This is a genomic window from Psychrobacter sp. Marseille-P5312, assembly GCF_900291405.1.
In the GTDB taxonomy this organism is placed as follows: domain Bacteria; phylum Pseudomonadota; class Gammaproteobacteria; order Pseudomonadales; family Moraxellaceae; genus Psychrobacter; species Psychrobacter celer.
Genome location: NZ_OLML01000001.1, coordinates 2,494,874 through 2,513,519, shown reverse-complemented (window position 1 = coordinate 2,513,519; position 18,646 = coordinate 2,494,874). Strand labels below are relative to the sequence as shown.

The window sequence follows — 18,646 nt, the reverse complement described above, 5'->3', positions numbered from 1 at the left end:
ACTAATCGCAGAGTATATGATAATTATTGTAGGGTTTTTATGATAAGGCTGATGAGTGGTTGGCTATAGAAGACGAGTACTGGTGATATGGTTATGATACTGACGGCGCGGCGGCTGATAGCATCCATGCGATTAACTGACTGCCCGCTACCGAATAAATGGCATGGTTATTTAGCAAAGCCTGTAAGTCAGCCTTAAATGCCAACGCATCTGGCATCGACATCCGCTGCCCTATCTCGCTTAGTTGCTGATTGATATCAGTGGCAATGCAAGCTTGATCTGTATAAGTACTATCCGTCCACCTATTGGGCGCAAACAGCAAGCTAAGCTGCGACTGCCATACGGCGGCACTGACAATCGAGCATTGACCTTGATGATAAAACAGCAACCACGGCAATGTATCTTTATCTATAAATGTGTCTTTATCTATATTTGTAGCAGCAGAGTCCATGAGAGGCTCGATATTATGCAAGCTGTCCAAATCGATGACCTCTAAACAGACGAGGTCTAAATAAAACGTTTTTAACCCATACTCTGTAGAGGCCACCTGCGGTGCGGCATCCCTTGACTTACCCGGCGTCTTAGTCAACGTCTTAGTCGGGTCCTTGCCTACTGGCGTCACCGTTGCCGTGCTATCTGGGTTTTTGGATAGCTCATAGGGCTGCTGGTATTCACTGACTCGTCTGCTGGACTGCGGATACTGCAACCGTGATGAGCTATTGTGATGATTATTGGTGGCTACTGCAGATGACAGCCAACGCTCAGCATCTGACCTATTGTCTGAGCGGCTATTGGTAGCATTGTAATTTGCTGATCGCTTATCTTTTTTGTGAGTAGGCTCATCTGGCAGCTGCGCAGGCATAATGGGCTTTAGCTTAGCACGAACCGCATGATTGAGATGCGCCATGATGTTGTTTAAAGGACTGATCTTAATGCGCTGTTTGGTCGGGTGTACATTGATATTGAGCCACTCGGCTGGCAACTCAAAATATAGCGCATAACCCAGACCTGCCAGCCGCGCGCTTTGAGCCAATTGACGCAGCTGATTGCTGATAATCGGCTCTTTGACCAAACGGCCATTGACGTAGAGCAGCTTTGGCATACTCTGTGCCGACGCCACTTGTGTCTCGACACTGGGCCACAGCCAGCCATGGACATGGGCTCTATCAACCCACCCCATCCCAGCATCGGACACGAAAGACTGCTGTAGTAGACCCGACAGATCAAGCATAATCTCAAGCGCATTGGTCGTCAAAGCAACCCCCAATGCTTGCTCTAGCCGTGATAACGATAACGGGTTTGGACTGTTTTGATGGGCATTAGCACTGCAGTTGGTCGCCCAATCTGCCGCCTGATTACGCTCGGTTGGCATTCCATGAGAGGTCATCGGGTTGGATGAGAGTAATAGTCGTTTTTTATTATCATGAAACAGACTCAGTGCTACGTCTGCGCGAGCCAAAGCCACATCACGAACAATCGCCTCAATATGACCAAACTCTGTGGCAATAGATTTAAGATTGCTGCGCCGAGCAGGAACATTAAAGTACAAATCTTTGACCGTAATCGTCGTCCCACGATGATGCACCACGGGCGTGAGCGTCGGTATATCAGCCAGCACGCCTGCAACCTGCAACTGACGGCCGACGCCACTATCGTCAGGGCTACTGGTCAAGGTTAAGCGAGAAACCGCCGCCGTCGCAGCCAATGCTTCCCCGCGAAACCCCAACGTCGTAATCCCTTGTAAATTGGCCACATCTGCAATCTTACTGGTCGCATGACGGGTAATCGCCATCACCATATCATCAGAATGAATGCCAGTACCGTTATCTATCACCTCGATCATGCCCATGCCGCCTTGGGTCACCCGTATCTCAATGTCGCTTGCGCCAGCATCAATGGCGTTTTCTAGCAACTCCTTTACCACGGCAGCCGGGCGCGTCACCACTTCACCTGCGGCCAATTGATTGACCAGCAGCGGTGGTAGTTTTTTGATACGGGTCTGAGGAGGAGTCTCTGGCATTTAAAAGGTATCGTTATGGCATTAAAAAAGCAAAGTAGACAAAAGCTAAATATGTAAAGCAGACAGATCTATGCCTTGCGCCTGCCCTACTCTGGATAGACGCAGCTCAACATGCCGATGCTCTGTGTCGTTATCACAGTCATCGCTGGTGGCTTGCGTGATGTCGATAAATACGCTGGGCGGCGGCAAGTAGCTGTCTGCTCGGCTGGCCCACTCTATAATAACCAGCGCGTTTGGCTCATCTAGATACTCATCAAAGCCGATAAAAGACAGCTCTTCTGGATCTTGTAGCCTATAAAGATCGGCGTGATAGACCGGTTTTATTGAGCCATCGCTTTGTGCAATAGTATACGGCTCTACCAATGTATAAGTCGGGCTTTTGACTGCGCCTGCATGACCAAGCGCTTGTAACCAGTAGCGGGTCAAGGTCGTCTTGCCCGCGCCCAAGTCACCTGCCAGCCACACACTACCACTTAGCGATAGCGCTGCTAACTGCGCCGCTAAACGCTGGGTGTCATCTTCTGTACGCAGCGTCAACGTTTTGGTGTTTTTGGCTGCTTCTGTATTACTCGACATCACGATTATCTGCCTGTACTTGCATGGTGGCTGAAGGATTGGTAAAGCGCTCACCGCGGATGAGCTTGGCATAAAGCTCAGGATCATGCCATTCGCTTCGTACTTGCTCACTAAACTCAAAGTCTTCTAAAACAAGCTTACCCATTTGTACGTTTGCCACATCATCAGAAAAGCACTGAGCGTAACCTGTGGCTGTTTCGTGGGCTATCACCGAGTACACACTGACGTCTGCCTCGCCGTTTTGCATTTGCGTCTGCGCTAGGATTTCTTGCGCCCAAAAAAATATCACACGCGAAAACTGCTCAGCTGAGGGTGACACTGGCAGACTGATCCAGCGCGCGCTGAATTTTTTGCAAGCAGCGATATACTCAGGATCGTCTTTGTTCCAAAAACAAATGGCATGATCAAAGCTGTCAATGATGTCTTTGATCGAGGATTTTAATAAACCAAAATCATAGACCATCTGCCCGTGATCCAAACGCGTGGCCTCAAGTATCAGCTCAATCTGATAGCTATGACCATGAATAGAGTGTTTGCAACGCTCTGAGCTGCAGTTACGCACAATATGAGCGTTTTCAAATTTAAATAGTTTACGAATACGCATGATAATCAACCAAAAAAGTAAGCATCTTCATGCTAACTATGAATACTATAAATCGTTTGCCGTGCTAACTTATCAGCCTGTGGCCCATTATAGCAAATCAAGATGACTCCGTAAGTAAGCACTGACGAATACATGCATTATTGCCTGCCATATTATATTTAGCAGGTTTTGACTTCCTCCCCTCCCTAAAGTGAGGGGATTCCTTCTGCAAGACGGTCAAGCCCGACCGCAAGGATGTTCTTAGCGGCATTAATATCTCTATCATGCCATGTGCCACACTCAGCACACCTCCACCCTCTTATTCCAAGACCTGCTCTACCTTTCGGACTACTATCGCTTATTTTAAGGCAGTGCGAACAGGTTTGGGTAGTGTAACTCTCATTCACTATCTCAAGCTGACAACCTGCATACTTGCATTTATATTCCAGNCATCCTCTGATTCCAAGACCTGCTCTACCTTTCGGACTACTATCGCTTATTTTAAGGCAGTGCGAACAGGTTTGGGTAGTGTAACTCTCATTCACTATCTCAAGCTGACAACCTGCATACTTGCATTTATATTCCAGTTGTCTTTTGAGTTCAAACCATCCTGCATCGTAAGTTGATTTAGCCAGTTTAGTTCTCTTATTTGTGAATGAACGTGATTTAACATCACCAACCACAATTAAGGCGTTATCCTTAGCAAGCCTGGTGGTGAATTTATGAATTGCATCTAACCTTGAATTTTTGATTTTGGCGTGTATTGCTTTGACACGCTGTTTGTTTTTCGCTCGTTGAGCAACAGCGAGCTTTTTCGCCCACTTTTGCGTCTGTTTGGTTGTCAGCTTGTCACCGTGTGAGGTGGTAGCAGACTCTTTTAAGCCTAAATCTATGCCTACACTACCTTTGCCGCTTATCTGCTTAGGAAAGTCTTTAACGGTGATGCAGGCATACCAACGATTACGGCTGTCTTGCACTATCTCAAGCGTGTTGATTTGATATAGACTTAGGTTGTAGCTATCGAATACATCTATGATGAACTTTTGACCTTTAGAGAGCGATAGCTGAATGGTTGATTTAAGTGCTTTCTTTCCCGTTTGTCTGGTGTGCAGATGTTTGATTGCTGACTTTTTAAATGGTATCCAGCCCAGTGATTTACGTTTGGCATCGGGTCGGTTGGTTCGCCAATTTAGTTTGGCTTTTTTAAATTGCTTGCGAGACTTGGCATGAGTTTCGTTAATGGCTTGCAGAGTTTGTGAGTGTAAGCCTAAATACTCGCCACTACCTTTGGTGTATTCGTTTAGGTCGTAGGCTGAAAAGAATTTACCAGTCTTTTGTAGGTGTTTGTAACTTAAGTCATTAACATAGTTCCACGCATAGTTAACACTCCCAGCTATTTTGTTTAGCTGGTTTGCATGTTTGTCTTTAATGCGTAACTTGAGTGTTTTCATGAGGTTGGTTTATACTGGTATTCTCTTTTATTCCATATTGGTCTACTTAGTAGAAAATGACTTAAGACGTGGTAGACACGTTGTTTTTAATTTGCATGTGCAGTTGCTCTTTGTCGCTAAGTATCGACGGGCAGTTTTCACCAAACAAGTTCTTGATGATCTTGAGGCTATCTTTGCTGATGTGTGCAACAAGTTTGAAGCCGAGCTTGTGGCGTTAGATGGTAAATTATCCGCCAGTATATCGAACAGCAAAATATGCCACACTAAACAGCTTTCTTTGCGTAAGCATAACTACTTAAGTTGCCTTATAGCCACCCCCTGAAGTGGGTGGTTTTACGGCAATGCTGGATAATTGTCTGCTATTTTTTTTAGCTGTTATCGCAGTCGCAGGGTCGCGCCTAAGACTGTGGTCGAATTTTTATGAGGAAGTTAGCGTCATGATGCGTATTGGATTGTTTTTATTAACCAACTTAGCGGTGATCGTAGTATTTAGCATCGTGTTTGGGATTTTGTCCCGATTTTTTGGGGTTGGTGGCGTACATAGCGCAGGCGGGATAAACTATGCCAGCCTAGCCATTATGTGCGGTGTCTACGGCATGGTCGGGTCGATGGTGTCGCTATTTATCTCCAAATGGATGGCAAAAAGATCAACGGGAACGGTGGTCATTGAGGCACCAAGCAATGCCACTGAGCAATGGCTGATAGATACGGTCGCCAAACAAGCGCGCGCGGTCAATATCGATATGCCTGAAGTGGGTATTTTTAACAACTCGCAGCCCAATGCGTTTGCTACAGGCTGGAATAAAAATAAAGCGCTGGTTGCCGTCTCATCGGGTCTACTCCAGAGTATGACTGCAGATGAAGTAGAAGCGGTATTGGCGCATGAGATTGGTCATGTGGCCAATGGTGATATGGTCACACTTGCGCTCATTCAAGGGGTGATAAACGCCTTTGTGATGTTCTTTGCGCGTATTATCGGTAATTTCGTCGATCGCACTGTGTTTAAAAATGAAGGCGATGGCCCTGGTATTGGCTACTTTGTCACCAGTATTGTGATGGATATCTTGCTAGGATTTTTGGCATCTGCCATCGTGATGTGGTTCTCACGCCTGCGCGAGTTTCGTGCTGATGAGATGGGCGCCAAACTTGCCAGCCGTGACAAGATGATCCGCGCACTGGATGCCCTGCGTCCTGCTGAGCAGCGTCCAGACCAGATGCCTGAGAGCATGAAAGCCTTTGCTATCGCGTCTGGGCAGTCTACAGGCTTTAGTATTGCAAACCTTTTCCGCTCACACCCAACGCTGGATGATCGTATTGCGGCGCTGAGAAAGTACAATCCTAGTGAAGCGTAAGCCATTGCTCTAAAACGACTGATAATAGTAGATATCAGTATCAGCGCTGCTATTATCTTGTAAAATCAAGCATAAAAAAAGCCTATCTTTAAAAGATAGGCTTTTTTATGACATAAACTTACTGACTAAATATCGAACTCTAATGCTCTATCACCATTGGCGTCTTGAATACGGGTTGGCAAGCCAATCTTATTGAGTAGATTGATAAATGGCTTGGCATCCAGCTCTTCGACATTGACCATCTTGCCCGCGTCCCATTCGCCAGTTGCGACGAGCATGGCAGCAGCGACAGGTGGTACGCCTGCGGTATAAGAGATACCTTGGCTACCAACTTCATTGTAGGCGTCTTTATGGTCTGAGACATTATAAATAAATACCTCAGTATCGACGCCATTGATCTTACCTTTAACCTTATCACCGATGCAGGTCTTGCCGGTATAGTTTGGCGCAAGCGAGCTTGGGTCTGGTAGTACCGCTTTGACTACCTTTAGCGGAATCACTTCTTGGCCTTCAGCGGTCATCACCGGCTGCTCAGACAATAGACCTAGGTTTTGGAGCACGGTAAAGACATTGATATAGTGCTCGCCAAAGCCCATCCAAAAACGAATGTTTGGCACGTCTAGGTTGGCTGATAAAGAATGAATCTCGTCATGTCCACTCAAGTAGCTGTTTTGCTCGCCAACGACTGGCAAATCGTCGGTACGCTTGACTTCAAACATCTTATTCGACTGCCATTTGCTGTCCTGCCAAGAGTACACCGTACCGGTAAACTCACGGAAATTAATCTCAGGGTCGAAATTGGTGGCAAAGTACTTACCGTGGCTACCCGCATTGATGTCGATAATGTCGATATCGGTCACTGAACCTTTATCCATCATGTCATAGCCCAGACGCGCGTAGGCATTAACCATACCTGGATCAAACCCTGCACCCAAGATTGCCGTGATATTATTGTCGGCACAGCGCTGCTTACGCTTCCATTCGTAGTTGTCATACCATGGCGGCGTCTCACAAATCTTGCGTGGATCTTCATGGATAGCGGTGTCAATATAAGCCGCGCCCGTCTCAATACAAGCTTCTAACACCGTCATATTGATAAATGCCGAGCCGACATTGATTAGGATTTGAATACCGGTATCGTTGATAAGATCAACGACAGCCTGGCTGTCCATGGCATCGACTTGATGGGTATGCAAGACTGCCGCTTGCTTAAAGCTGCCCTTGTCCTCGACGCTTTGAGCGATAGCATCACACTTATCTTTGGTACGTGACGCAATGTGAATCTCGCCCAGCACATCGTTATGCATCGCACATTTATGCGCGACCACTTGCGCGACACCGCCTGCGCCAATGATGAGTACGTTTTTTTTACTAGCTTTGGTTTGATTTGTGTTCAATGAACAATCCTCCTTTATGTCCCTGTCGATACCATCGATACTGGCTATGCAAGACAGAAACGAGTGAATGATATGCGTGAATTAAAAAGGAAGACCGAGGAAAACCCACGCACCCGTCGAACAAACCACCCTTTTTGTAGGCGCTTTGTCCGACGCGATTATAACAATTTTTATTTGGTTGTCGATAAAAATAATGTAGAAAAAACCAATGAATTTAAAGTTTGAACCCTTACCCTTAAGTCTTTGTTTTTGATAACTTAACTTTGACAACGAAGCCTGCTACTAAGACAAGCTGGCTTTGTAATCTTGATAATCAAATTCGCGCTGTACATCAATACTGCCATCTAGACGTCGAATCACAATCGCTGGCATATTAACACCATTAAACCAGTTTTTCTTAACCATGGTATAGCCTGCCGCATTACCAAACGCAACGGTGTCGCCCACTTGCAGCTCATGTGCCAAAGCATACTCGCCAAAGATATCGCCTGCCAAACAGGAGCGTCCATAGATAATAGTATTGTCAGCAGCCTCTTGTTGCGCCTGATCGACAGGCATTACCTCCACTGACCCTGCATTGACAGAAGTGATTGGCGCAGACTCGCGATAAATCAGCAAATCAAGCATATGCGCCTCGATCGAGGCATCGACGACGGCGAGGTTTTTGTCATTGTGCATGGTATCCAGCACTGTCGTAACCAGCGTGCCAGCGCCATGAATACTCGCCTCACCTGGCTCAAGATAGACTTGGACGCCGTATTTTTCACTAAAGCCTTTTAGTCTGTCGGCTAATTTTTCTAGCGGATAACTAGGTGCGACAAAGTGAATACCGCCGCCCAAACTCACCCACTCTAGCTGCGCTAAAACATCACCAAACCTGTCTTCGATATCAGCCAAGCTTGCGCTAAACGCCTCAAAGCTATCGTTTTCACAGTTGTTATGAATCATGACCCCTGTGATATCACCAAGCACCGCTGCAATCTTATCTTTGTCATGCTCACCAAGACGGCTAAAAGGACGGGCAGGATCAGCGATGATAAACGACGAATTACTGGTTTTTGGGTTTAAGCGTAGCCCAACTGGAATGTCCTGTGCATGCGCTTTATCTTTAAAGGCATGCAACTGCGAGATGGAGTTAAAAATAATCTTGTCCGCGTAGCTTAATACTTCGTCGATTTCATCCAAGCTATAGGCGACACTATAGGCATGGGTTTCTTTTTTATCACTGTTATTGGCATCACGGTTATTACCAAAAGTCTCATAGCCCAAACGCACTTCATTGAGTGACGATGAAGTCGTACCATGCAAATAAGGCTGCATCACATCAAACACGCCCCACGTGGCAAAACACTTGAGCGCAAGCAAAGCCTTGGCACCAGACAACTCACACAGACGTGCGATAATCTGCATATTGGCAACGACTGCCGTTTCATCGAGCAAATAATAAGGCGTAGGTAGAGAGGATAAATCAGAGGTTATTACAGTGTTTTCGACATTCATAAGTGGTTACCTAATCGCTGCGGTTGGCATCATGACAGATATAAATAATTGCGCTATAGTAGACTAAATTCACTATAATTAGAATATCTTATGTCATTATCAACCGATTATTCCAGTGCAGCGAGCCAAGCCAATTTATCTCAGCTTGAACCAAAAAATATCAATTTAGCGCATCTGGATGCCGATGCGCGGGCGGTTTTAGATTTTTGGTTTGATAAAGACAATGAGGCGTATTGGTTTGAAAAAAACGATGCCTTTGATCAAAAAATAAGAGAAAAATTTGGTAAGATTTGGCAAGCCGCCAAACAAGGCGAATGTGTCACCTGGCGTATCGCCAACGCCGCAGTAGATAGCAACAGCTCCATCACTGCTCTAGCAGGACGTTTGGCTGAGATTATTGTGCTCGATCAGTTTTCGCGCAATCTGTGCCGCGGGCAAGCCAATGCCTTTGCACAAGATGGCATGGCACTGGTATTGGCGCAAGAAGCCATTCAACAACCATATTTCGATACCCTCCCCGCGCAGTGGCGAAAATTTATGATTATGCCATTTATGCACTCTGAATCTTTGATGATTCATGAGCGCTACTTGCCGCTCTTTGAGCAGTTAGACGACGCGATGACACTCGACTTTGAGCACCGTCATAAAGATATTATCGAGCAGTTTGGCCGCTATCCGCACCGTAACGACATATTGGACCGAGAGTCGACAGCGGCAGAAGAAGCCTTTTTAGAACAACCAAACTCATCGTTCTAAGTCTTTTCGCTGCTTAGAAGAAGGGCTGGATCAGCAATTTGATTCAGCCCTTCTTTTATGGCGCGGCGTTCGACAAAGCATCTCCTAGTAGTTCACTTCACCTGTGGTAAAACTAAACGACTGCTGCTGTAAGGCTTTACTGCTGACTTTGCTCTTGCCAGCGTGCAATCTCACAGCTTTTTAAATCATCGGTCATTGGCAATGATAAAAATAAAAAAGCATACCTCATCAAATAAGTGTGGGCGGACAAAATAGTTGGGAACTGGGAGGGGTGGAAATGGAGTTTTTAAGGATTATTTAGGGAAGAGTGACAAAATAGATGGGAACTGGGTGTAGCGTCGTAAGCTAATACGAAAATTAAAAATGACAAAATAGTTTGGAACTAGATTTCACTTATCTGGTTAACTAATCTAGCTAACCTGCCGCTCAGCTTAGTACGATCCTATATCCAACTGATCATAATCCTTTCATCAGTATCCCAAATTAAATCCCCCTCCTAGACTGCCTCACCAACACTTTACAGTGATCCCGTATTTCCGGACAGGTGATTGATTTTTTTCGCTTGTACAGGTGTTAAGCCACAGTTATCTTGATGTGGACATTATGCATTGTAATAGCCCATTAACATGCGCTAAGAGCATAAATTAATATACAGTAACAAGCATTACGAGGTGCTAATGTTTGGAAAGCAGCCTCTTCCAACTACAATAATAAGTTAACTATCCTCCACCCACAAATAATTACAAATGACCCCTTTCCGCTATAACTCCGATCTCACCAGCGGCTCGCTACAAACCCGAGAGTGTCGCATTATTACTGGCTTGTTACTCCAAGAGCTTGATGAAGCTGCCTGGGATAAAGCCATGTATAAGGAAAATGTGCTTCAGAAACGCACGCAATCTACGGTAAGACGTATTTCTTCAGCGCTTAGAAAACGCCTAGAACACCTAAGCTCTGACTTTTGGGCTTTTGCGTTTTTATGTTAGGCATTGTCTGGCAACTGGAGGAAGTGTAATGACCATGAATGGTCACTGTGATTGACAGTATCTTGCTTAAACTTATCTGAACAATGGTAGAACTGGCTCATATTTATCCCCTCTATGATTGTTTATCTTTTTCACCATAAAAAGTATCAGGGGCTACTCAGGGCTACATAAAGATATTTATCTACTTTTACTGATTGATAAGTAGCATCAGTCCATCCGCAGGACTGGTGGTGCCGGCAAAATGCTGACCCAACACATGCGTATAGATTTGCGTGGTCTTAACATCGTTATGCCCTAAGAGTTCTTGCACAGTGCGAATATCACGCCCCGCTTGTAATAGATGCGTAGCAAACGAGTGACGAAATGTATGACAAGTGACACGCTTGCTAACGATGCCTGCTTTTTGTACGGCTGCCTTCAATGCCTTTCGCGCAACGGAGTCATGCAGATGATGGCGGCATAATTTGCCGTTATACGGGTGGTTGCAGAGCGTGCTGGAGGGAAAGACAAACATCCACGCCGCTTGTCGATAAGCAGAAGGGTATTTGTGATCTAAAGCAAAAGGCAGCGATGGCCCTACGCCTTGTAAGTTGTCGTCTTGCTGAATAAGCCGCGCTTGCTCAATGAGTTATTTTATTGCTGGGATTAGGCGCGTGGGCAGTAGGCTGTTTCTGCTTTTCCCACCCTTACCGTCATGCACAGTGATGCAGCCATTATCAAAATCAAAATCTTTAACCCGCAAACGCAAGCATTCATTAATGCGCAAACCTGCACCATACAGCAGCGTAAAAATAACTTGGTTGCGAGTATCCATAACCTGCAAAATGCGTTGCACTTCATTTGCAGAGATAACAGAGGGTAGCCGTCTAGGCTTGCTTGCAGGGATATAATCAATATCGCCCAACGGCTGTTGTAAAAACCTGTTGTACAAAAAAGCTAGGGCATTTAAAGCGATTTTCTGCGTGTTTATGGCTACATGTCTGCTGTTTGCTAAGCTGGATAAAAACAGCCTGACCTCTTCACTGCCCATGGTCTGAGGATGACGTTTTTTGTGAAACAGAATAAAACGCTTAATCCAGTGCAGGTAAGTTTTTTCAGTTTTCAGCGCATAACCTTTTTGTCGCATATCCGTGCGTATAGAATTTAAAAATGGACTGTTAGACATAAAACGCTCCTTGTCTTGCAACTGTCTGCCTATACAGCCTATTCTAGCTGGGATTTAAAAAAGTGCCTGTTTTTTACGCCTAGAGATGCTTGTTTACCGGTAGAGTTTTAATTTAATGCTAAATAAATTAAAATGTTATGAGTTCTTTGGGTGAGATAATGTGCATCGTGCAAGCAGGATAGACGGCATGCACGATTTGTAATAACAGAGTGTCTTGTATTTTTAAAGAAAGTCTATTTAATACAAGTGATTATATTAATTAACGGTAAGCATCAGCGGGTGACAAAACGAGCATGCTTACTAATAAAATGTTAGGCGTCATATGAAGATTTCGGTGATCCCTGAGCAGGTGGCGGAAACATTGGATGCTGAGAACCATTTCATTGTTCGTGAAGTGTTCGATGTGCACCTATCCGACCAAGGCTTTGAACTATCTACCAGAAGTGTGAGCCCCTACCGGAAGGATTACATCTCGGATGATGACTCTGATGAAGACTCTGCTTGCTATGGCGCATTCATCGACCAAGAGCTTGTCGGGAAGATTGAACTCAACTCAACATGGAACGATCTAGCCTCTATCGAACACATTGTTGTGTCGCACACGCACCGAGGCAAAGGAGTCGCGCACAGTCTCATCGAATTTGCGAAAAAGTGGGCACTAAGCAGACAGCTCCTTGGCATACGATTAGAGACACAAACGAACAATGTACCTGCCTGCAATTTGTACGCAAAATGTGGCTTTACTCTCGGCGGCATTGACCTGTTCACGTATAAAACTAGACCTCAAGTCTCGAACGAAACAGCGATGTACTGGTACTGGTTCTCGGGAGCACAGGATGACGCCTAACAATTCATTCAAGCCGACACCGCTTCGCGGCGCGGCTTAATTCAGGAGTTAAACATCATGAGGGAAGCGGTGATCGCCGAAGTATCGACTCAACTATCAGAGGTAGTTGGCGTCATCGAGCGCCATCTCGAACCGACGTTGCTGGCCGTACATTTGTACGGCTCCGCAGTGGATGGCGGCCTGAAGCCACACAGTGATATTGATTTGCTGGTTACGGTGACCGTAAGGCTTGATGAAACAACGCGGCGAGCTTTGATCAACGACCTTTTGGAAACTTCGGCTTCCCCTGGAGAGAGCGAGATTCTCCGCGCTGTAGAAGTCACCATTGTTGTGCACGACGACATCATTCCGTGGCGTTATCCAGCTAAGCGCGAACTGCAATTTGGAGAATGGCAGCGCAATGACATTCTTGCAGGTATCTTCGAGCCAGCCACGATCGACATTGATCTGGCTATCTTGCTGACAAAAGCAAGAGAACATAGCGTTGCCTTGGTAGGTCCAGCGGCGGAGGAACTCTTTGATCCGGTTCCTGAACAGGATCTATTTGAGGCGCTAAATGAAACCTTAACGCTATGGAACTCGCCGCCCGACTGGGCTGGCGATGAGCGAAATGTAGTGCTTACGTTGTCCCGCATTTGGTACAGCGCAGTAACCGGCAAAATCGCGCCGAAGGATGTCGCTGCCGACTGGGCAATGGAGCGCCTGCCGGCCCAGTATCAGCCCGTCATACTTGAAGCTAGGCAGGCTTATCTTGGACAAGAAGATCGCTTGGCCTCGCGCGCAGATCAGTTGGAAGAATTTGTTCACTACGTGAAAGGCGAGATCACCAAGGTAGTCGGCAAATAATGTCTAACAATTCGTTCAAGCCGACGCCGCTTCGCGGCGCGGCTTAACTCAAGCGTTAGAGAGCTGGGGAAGACTATGCGCGATCTGTTGAAGGTGGTTCTAAGCCTCGTACTTGCGATGGCATCGGGGCAGGCACTTGCTGACCTGCCAATTGTTTTAGTGGATGAAGCTCGTCTTCCCTATGACTACTCCCCATCCAACTACGACATTTCTCCAAGCAACTACGACAACTCCATAAGCAATTACGACAATAGTCCATCAAATTACGACAACTCTGAGAGCAACTACGATAATAGTTCATCCAATTACGACAATAGTCGCAACGGAAATCGTAGGCTTATATATAGCGCAAATGGGTCTCGCACTTTCGCCGGCTACTACGTCATTGCCAACAATGGGACAACGAACTTCTTTTCCACATCTGGCAAAAGGATGTTCTACACCCCAAAAGGGGGGCGCGGCGTCTATGGCGGCAAAGATGGGAGCTTCTGCGGGGCATTGGTCGTCATAAATGGCCAATTTTCGCTTGCCCTGACAGATAACGGCCTGAAGATCATGTATCTAAGCAACTAGCCTGCTCTCTAATAAAATGTTAGGCCTCAACATCTAGTCGCAAGCTGAGGGGAACCACTAGTGTCATACGAACCTCCAAGAGACGGTTACACAAACGGGTACATTGTTGATGTCATGTATGACAATCGCCCAAGTAAGTATCCAGCTGTGTTCAGAACGTACGTCCGAATTCCAGACTATGTCGAACTAGATAACGCGGAGGAGCTGGCCGACGCAATCATTCGAGAGGTTGAGTTAAAGGAGGCATGGCTCACAAGGGTCTTGGGGAACTCAGCCGATCCTGACGCTTCTGTGGGCAAGTGGGACCGGCGCCTAGCGCAGTGCGGTGGTATTGATGAGATGTCAAGTGGGGTGCAGGCAACATACTTCAGTCCAAACGGTCAGCTGGTCGGCTTAGTGGCATACATTGATGCCGAATGGATGGATGAATAGCTCTGACGTTACGATTCAGGTGAGACAACCAGATGGGCATTGCGTACAAGCTCAGTTGCCACCGATGTGGCTACGAGTCTGATCTTCTTTACCTAGGCCAAGGTATGGCGATGCTTCCTGAGCAAATAGTCGGAACGTGCACATGCTGCGACAATCTAACGACGATTTCTATAAATGAAAGCTACGGAGTATGCTCACTTTGTGGGGCTAAGGATCGTGTGATATTTACAAGCTATCAGCATGAGGCAAGGCCAAGAAATCCCTGCTATCTAGAGAGAAGTTTCAAATATCAATGCCCAAGATGCCATGCCTTCAGTATGGAGCCTCCGGATCTACCGGAGATGCTTTGGGACTAATGCTCCGCTTTGCCTCGGGTATCCGTTCGACCTATGTTTAAGAGGAAACGCACGTGTCTGCCGCCAAAGCTCTTGCCTATGCACTTTGTGACAAGTTGGAAAGCAAAAAAGTTGATGAAGTCGTACGAAATCTTGTTTCTAGCGGCTGGAATATTAGGGAAGTGGCCTGGGAAGCTTCGTCCTTTGATCATGAAATGCCCTACTTTGACACGGGGCGGGACTTCGATATTGGATTTCCTGACACGCTGTCATCCAAGATTGAGTTTTTGACCGCGAATGGATCAATCGTCCAAGCACGTGCTCGCCTGCACTTCAAGCAGGCTCTAATTTTTGCCAAGGCGTCCAAACATGTCGCCGCGCTCAAGAACTCATTGGATTACTACTATGGATCGTCTGTAATCCCCCCTCAAAACCACGGAGGCTATTTGTAGAAAATTCCATTAATATGAACTCAAGGTGTTCCCTACGGACGAATCAGCGATGAAGGTGGTGTACCTGGCTATCCAGGCGGCGACCAAGAAATGGACGATGCCGATCCGCAACTGGAAGCCGGCCATGAACCGTTTTATGATCGAATTTGGTGACCGTTTAAATGGCCACCTTTAACTGACCGGCAAAAGCACTTACACAAAAGGGTTTACAGGCTCTTTCAGTCATTCCTTTAATGCGTAAATTGCTCTCTAACCACTCTCTCAGCCCACCCTTCCATATCCTCTCTCGATACTTGCAGCTCCCCCAACCCCTTTGGATGATTCACCCCTCTATGCCCGTCTTGTCCATATAATTGATCAAACAAACTATTTGGCCAATTCAATGAGCTCTTCACCACTCCACGCCGTATCTTTTCAAAATCATTCCGCCATGTTTCGCTATCAACGCCACTCAACACTTTGGTAGAAAGCATTTTCACCCCATCCGATGCATCCACCTCTAGCAATACAAATTCACTGCCATTACGTTGCACCCCAACGGCTTTAATCACTCTTGGTGAGCCATCTTTACACAGATGTAATCGGCTACGCCCAACTTTTGGCAAAACCAAGGTTTCTTCAAAAAGCACCCGACATGCAAATTTAGTTTTTAGAATTGAAAGTAGCTCATCAAAAGCAGCAAATCGATTAGCAAAAATAGAGTTGTAATTGGTTGCATCCTGCTTCCCACCCACATCTGCCGCTGCTAGGACACCACCTAAGTGTGGCTCATCAGTACTAACCAAATTACTATTTTCACTTGTTGTTGCTTCTTCTTTTTCTAAAATAGTTTGGCTACTTTTTCTTGCCCTGCGAGATTTTTCAATTCGACTAGGTCTACTAAAACTTATCCATGTCGGCTCAGCCTCTATGACTCGTGTGTCTGTGTCTATATTGGCTGTTTCCTCATCGTCCAACTGTAGATGCTCATCATCAACAACTGACTCTGTTGAAACCGCTATGTGCTGCGTACTACCATCACCTGCCTCCTTTTCCTGAAAAGAGGCATGGCTAATAGCTGTTGTGCTAGGAAGCATAGCGTTGATTTCTAAACCTACTATTTCCTCAACTAAATAATCCTTATCCTCGTTAGAAGAACGTCCTTTTACATGTAATTTCCAACCCTGCATGGGCGGAGGGTCAAAGCTAAAGCACCAGCTTTCAACGCCGTTCTTAATTTCTCTATTTTGTTGATAGTGCCTAAAAATACTTTCATACGAATCCATAACATCTTGATCCGAAAACAACCAAACCAAAAGCTGCACTACGGCCGACTGCTCTAACGCCCCTTTAGGAAACGATGAACTGGGTAAGATCCTTATCTCTAAATGATCTCGCTCAACCTCATACTGAACGTCGAACTCTTGCTGTAAAGCGGTACTGCTCAAACAGCTTCGACAGAAATAGGAGTTAATTAAAAATAATGACCGAGCTAGCTCTAACTGTGGGATGTGATAACGAGTCTTGCTATATGGTGTTTCAGCTTCGTAAATAAATGAACTCTGCGCTCCATCCTTGTTGCGTACGGAAGCAAAGGACGAGAGATTAGGAAAATCGATTATTTTGGCTCGTTGAAGATCCGATGCTTCAAACTCAATCACACGATCCGCCTTATTTATTTGCTTTGTTGTACTGTTAACCACCTTAGCTCGACTTAATAAAGGCAAATGAGTAAATCGAGTCCATTTCCGTTCTTGCATTGGATTAAACCAAACAAAAATACGCCACTCCTTATGACCCGAGTTACGGAATAAATGACCAATATGTACAACCTGCACATTGTCATTAAATGTAGCTAGCCTAACCACTCACTCTTCCCCATAAACCATTTCCAAGAATCTTTGTGCTTCCTCAGTTATCCGCTCTTTAGATAACGTTGCACTTCTTAATAATCGCCAGCGCCTAAGCTCAACATCTTCCTGTTTAAGCTTAATAAAAGCTTGGCTAATCCGTCTAATTTGATAATCTTCCACACTCTCTGAGTAACGCTTTAAGCAAAGCGCTACCAAAGGCAGTTTCTGTAGATTTTTTGCAAGAGAGGTTCCGTTAGGAGTTTGCTTTAACAGCCAGCTCGATGTCGCTCTTGGGTGATCAAGGCTACTATCTAGACGCTTTATGATTCTTAATAGTTGTCGTACAGCAATTCGATCTCTTTGGTTCCAATCAACTCTAGGGGCGGGTGCCAGACGCTCTTGTTGATGCTGTTGATTCCAGTGAACTAGCCAATCCCTGTCATGTCGGTAAAGCCAAGCGTATAGCACCCCACCCTCTAAAGACTGTCTTGCCGCCTTAATTCCTTGGTATTTATGCACTAGTTGCTGCCAGTCTTTATGCTTAACAGATAAATCTTCAGAGTTAGGTTGCACAGACTGGCTAACAGGTCTTGTCGTTATAGAGTGCTCAGTAAGAGCACTTGCCTGCTGTAGCGCTTCTATAACCGTTAGTTTTGGCAATAAGGCTTGCCACACAATACTATGCTGTAAATAACTAAAGGCTTTTCTATGCTTACGGAATATACTTTTCAGCCAACACGTGTCCTTGTTCTCTGCCAACTTTAAATCCAGTTTCTCTAGTGCCTCATCACTAAAAGTCTGCCTCACTCTCTCCGCCACCAAGTCATGACGAATGTGCTTGCTTTTGGTTAGCCCTAGATCCTGCGCTAAGCGCTGATAAAACAGCGTCCACTGCTCAAGGCTTGGGGAAAGCTCTTGCGCTCGTGGAGCATCTAACAGAGGGGCTATATAAGCAGCTAGTGCTGTTAATTGAGATAGGGAGTCTTTGGGGTAGTCTGAAAGCAGCTCAGTATGACCCAAAGCCCAAAATTGATGTCGGTGATCATCTACAGCTCTATCAAAGAAGACTAAAGCACCGTGTTTTGGACAATATGGCAAAGCGGGCAAATACCAATCTCGTTGCCAAAAGGCTTCCCCATACCTATTTAGCTGAAGAGCAACGCAATCAGGGCAGTATCTAAAGCGGTTATCGCTCTTAACTCTAGAAGCAGCGACTCCTAGCATTAAATGCACCGCACCTTGCGCTTGGTACTCCATTAACCGAATAGCTTCGTCTCGGCGCTCCTTGCCTACAAACGGAGCATATAAAGGGAATAAGGTATGCTCATAAATAAGCTGCTGAACAGCGTAACGTCCTGTTTGATGTAGATGTCTTGCTATCACACCTAAATGCGAGGGCAGACCTAAGGTAGCGACCACCTTGCGGTTGCCATACACCTCATCCAACAGCTGCTTAGGACTAACAATCCCTTGATAAACGCCTGCCCGTGCAATAGTGCTATAAATCAGCTCATTCGAGTACGGAACAGGAAAGTTTCTCATG

16 protein-coding genes and 3 pseudogenes are annotated in these 18,646 nt (G+C 45.9%); 10 read left to right on the top strand and 9 right to left on the bottom strand.

The window, feature by feature from the left end; translation table 11 throughout:
* Nucleotides 1–91 precede the first annotated feature (91 nt).
* From mutL to C6W44_RS10855, 4 genes are all read right to left on the bottom strand, one after another.
* Nucleotides 92–2,020, bottom strand: a complete 1,929-nt coding sequence (mutL, locus tag C6W44_RS10870) for a DNA mismatch repair endonuclease MutL (protein WP_105245572.1) — start codon at nucleotides 2,018–2,020, stop codon at nucleotides 92–94.
* Nucleotides 2,021–2,065: 45 nt separating this feature from the next.
* On the bottom strand, nucleotides 2,066–2,596 hold the full coding sequence (gene tsaE / locus C6W44_RS10865; protein ID WP_100749711.1) for a tRNA (adenosine(37)-N6)-threonylcarbamoyltransferase complex ATPase subunit type 1 TsaE: 531 nt from the start codon (nucleotides 2,594–2,596) through the stop codon (nucleotides 2,066–2,068).
* Nucleotides 2,586–3,200 carry a 6-pyruvoyl trahydropterin synthase family protein gene (locus C6W44_RS10860; protein WP_105245570.1) on the bottom strand — a complete coding sequence of 205 codons (615 nt, stop codon included), beginning with the start codon at nucleotides 3,198–3,200 and terminating at the stop codon, nucleotides 2,586–2,588. The genes tsaE and C6W44_RS10860 overlap by 11 nt, the downstream gene beginning before the upstream one ends.
* Before the next feature lie 185 nt (nucleotides 3,201–3,385).
* Nucleotides 3,386–4,630 carry an RNA-guided endonuclease TnpB family protein gene (locus tag C6W44_RS10855; RefSeq protein WP_105245568.1) on the bottom strand — a complete coding sequence of 415 codons (1,245 nt, stop codon included), beginning with the start codon at nucleotides 4,628–4,630 and terminating at the stop codon, nucleotides 3,386–3,388.
* On the opposite strand from C6W44_RS10855, the gene C6W44_RS10850 reads away from it, so the two are divergent.
* Together C6W44_RS10850 and htpX are read left to right on the top strand one after the other, a co-directional pair.
* The gene (locus C6W44_RS10850; protein WP_319830003.1) at nucleotides 4,608–4,952 is read left to right on the top strand and encodes a transposase; all 345 of its coding nucleotides are present in this window, start codon (nucleotides 4,608–4,610) and stop codon (nucleotides 4,950–4,952) included. The two genes, C6W44_RS10855 and C6W44_RS10850, sit on opposite strands and share 23 nt — an antisense overlap.
* Nucleotides 4,953–5,067: 115 nt before the next feature.
* Nucleotides 5,068–5,982 carry a protease HtpX gene (gene htpX, locus C6W44_RS10845; protein ID WP_100749713.1) on the top strand — a complete coding sequence of 305 codons (915 nt, stop codon included), beginning with the start codon at nucleotides 5,068–5,070 and terminating at the stop codon, nucleotides 5,980–5,982.
* A 125-nt stretch (nucleotides 5,983–6,107) separates the two neighbouring features.
* On the opposite strand, the gene C6W44_RS10840 is transcribed toward htpX, so the two are convergent.
* Nucleotides 6,108–7,379 carry a saccharopine dehydrogenase family protein gene (locus C6W44_RS10840; RefSeq protein ID WP_105245566.1) on the bottom strand — a complete coding sequence of 424 codons (1,272 nt, stop codon included), beginning with the start codon at nucleotides 7,377–7,379 and terminating at the stop codon, nucleotides 6,108–6,110.
* Between the two features lie 282 nt (nucleotides 7,380–7,661).
* A complete protein-coding gene (locus tag C6W44_RS10835) occupies nucleotides 7,662–8,879 on the bottom strand; it encodes a carboxynorspermidine decarboxylase (protein WP_105245564.1) in 1,218 nt (405 codons plus the stop codon).
* A gap of 90 nt (nucleotides 8,880–8,969) precedes the next feature.
* Between C6W44_RS10835 and C6W44_RS10830 the strand changes: the two genes are divergently transcribed.
* Nucleotides 8,970–9,635: a DUF924 family protein gene (locus tag C6W44_RS10830; RefSeq protein WP_105245562.1), complete on the top strand. Its 666-nt coding sequence runs from the start codon at nucleotides 8,970–8,972 to the stop codon at nucleotides 9,633–9,635.
* 746 nt (nucleotides 9,636–10,381) lie between these two features.
* Complete coding sequence (locus C6W44_RS10825) at nucleotides 10,382–10,621, top strand: BrxA family protein (protein WP_001353740.1); 240 nt, start codon at nucleotides 10,382–10,384, stop codon at nucleotides 10,619–10,621.
* Nucleotides 10,622–10,808: 187 nt separating this feature from the next.
* Here the strand turns inward: C6W44_RS10825 and intI2 are convergent.
* A pseudogene (gene intI2 / locus C6W44_RS13610) lies at nucleotides 10,809–11,786 on the bottom strand (class 2 integron integrase IntI2).
* A gap of 322 nt (nucleotides 11,787–12,108) precedes the next feature.
* Between intI2 and sat2 the strand changes: the two are divergent.
* From sat2 to C6W44_RS13680, 6 genes and pseudogenes are all read left to right on the top strand, one after another.
* A complete protein-coding gene (gene sat2, locus C6W44_RS10810; protein WP_000704156.1) occupies nucleotides 12,109–12,633 on the top strand; it encodes a streptothricin N-acetyltransferase Sat2 in 525 nt (174 codons plus the stop codon).
* 57 nt (nucleotides 12,634–12,690) lie between these two features.
* Nucleotides 12,691–13,526 (top strand): annotated as a pseudogene (gene aadA1, locus C6W44_RS10805) (ANT(3'')-Ia family aminoglycoside nucleotidyltransferase AadA1).
* 28 nt (nucleotides 13,527–13,554) lie between these two features.
* Nucleotides 13,555–14,052 carry a hypothetical protein gene (locus C6W44_RS10800; RefSeq protein ID WP_001444089.1) on the top strand — a complete coding sequence of 166 codons (498 nt, stop codon included), beginning with the start codon at nucleotides 13,555–13,557 and terminating at the stop codon, nucleotides 14,050–14,052.
* A gap of 60 nt (nucleotides 14,053–14,112) precedes the next feature.
* Entirely contained in the window at nucleotides 14,113–14,484 is a 372-nt protein-coding gene (locus C6W44_RS10795; protein ID WP_000119696.1) for a hypothetical protein, read from the top strand.
* Nucleotides 14,485–14,893: 409 nt separating this feature from the next.
* The gene (locus tag C6W44_RS10785; RefSeq protein WP_001271300.1) at nucleotides 14,894–15,271 is read left to right on the top strand and encodes a hypothetical protein; all 378 of its coding nucleotides are present in this window, start codon (nucleotides 14,894–14,896) and stop codon (nucleotides 15,269–15,271) included.
* 22 nt (nucleotides 15,272–15,293) lie between these two features.
* Nucleotides 15,294–15,446, top strand: a pseudogene (locus C6W44_RS13680) (IS256 family transposase); the annotation flags it as partial.
* A gap of 55 nt (nucleotides 15,447–15,501) precedes the next feature.
* Here the strand turns inward: C6W44_RS13680 and C6W44_RS10775 are convergent.
* Together C6W44_RS10775 and C6W44_RS10770 are read right to left on the bottom strand one after the other, a co-directional pair.
* On the bottom strand, nucleotides 15,502–17,118 hold the full coding sequence (locus tag C6W44_RS10775) for a Tn7-like element transposition protein TnsE (protein WP_000251879.1): 1,617 nt from the start codon (nucleotides 17,116–17,118) through the stop codon (nucleotides 15,502–15,504).
* Complete coding sequence (locus tag C6W44_RS10770; RefSeq protein WP_001243518.1) at nucleotides 17,119–18,645, bottom strand: TnsD family Tn7-like transposition protein; 1,527 nt, start codon at nucleotides 18,643–18,645, stop codon at nucleotides 17,119–17,121.
* Between the last annotated feature and the right edge of the window lies 1 nt (nucleotide 18,646).

Coding starts and splice junctions, on each gene's coding strand:
- C6W44_RS10800 (WP_001444089.1), top strand. CDS start 13,555: ATGCGCGATCTGTTGAAGGTGGTTCTAAGCCTCGTACTTGCGATGGCA.
- tsaE (WP_100749711.1), bottom strand. CDS start 2,596: ATGTCGAGTAATACAGAAGCAGCCAAAAACACCAAAACGTTGACGCTG.
- C6W44_RS10825 (WP_001353740.1), top strand. CDS start 10,382: ATGACCCCTTTCCGCTATAACTCCGATCTCACCAGCGGCTCGCTACAA.
- C6W44_RS10850 (WP_319830003.1), top strand. CDS start 4,608: ATGCGTAACTTGAGTGTTTTCATGAGGTTGGTTTATACTGGTATTCTC.
- C6W44_RS10860 (WP_105245570.1), bottom strand. CDS start 3,200: ATGCGTATTCGTAAACTATTTAAATTTGAAAACGCTCATATTGTGCGT.
- mutL (WP_105245572.1), bottom strand. CDS start 2,020: ATGCCAGAGACTCCTCCTCAGACCCGTATCAAAAAACTACCACCGCTG.
- htpX (WP_100749713.1), top strand. CDS start 5,068: ATGATGCGTATTGGATTGTTTTTATTAACCAACTTAGCGGTGATCGTA.
- sat2 (WP_000704156.1), top strand. CDS start 12,109: ATGAAGATTTCGGTGATCCCTGAGCAGGTGGCGGAAACATTGGATGCT.
- C6W44_RS10770 (WP_001243518.1), bottom strand. CDS start 18,645: ATGAGAAACTTTCCTGTTCCGTACTCGAATGAGCTGATTTATAGCACT.
- C6W44_RS10835 (WP_105245564.1), bottom strand. CDS start 8,879: ATGAATGTCGAAAACACTGTAATAACCTCTGATTTATCCTCTCTACCT.
- C6W44_RS10830 (WP_105245562.1), top strand. CDS start 8,970: ATGTCATTATCAACCGATTATTCCAGTGCAGCGAGCCAAGCCAATTTA.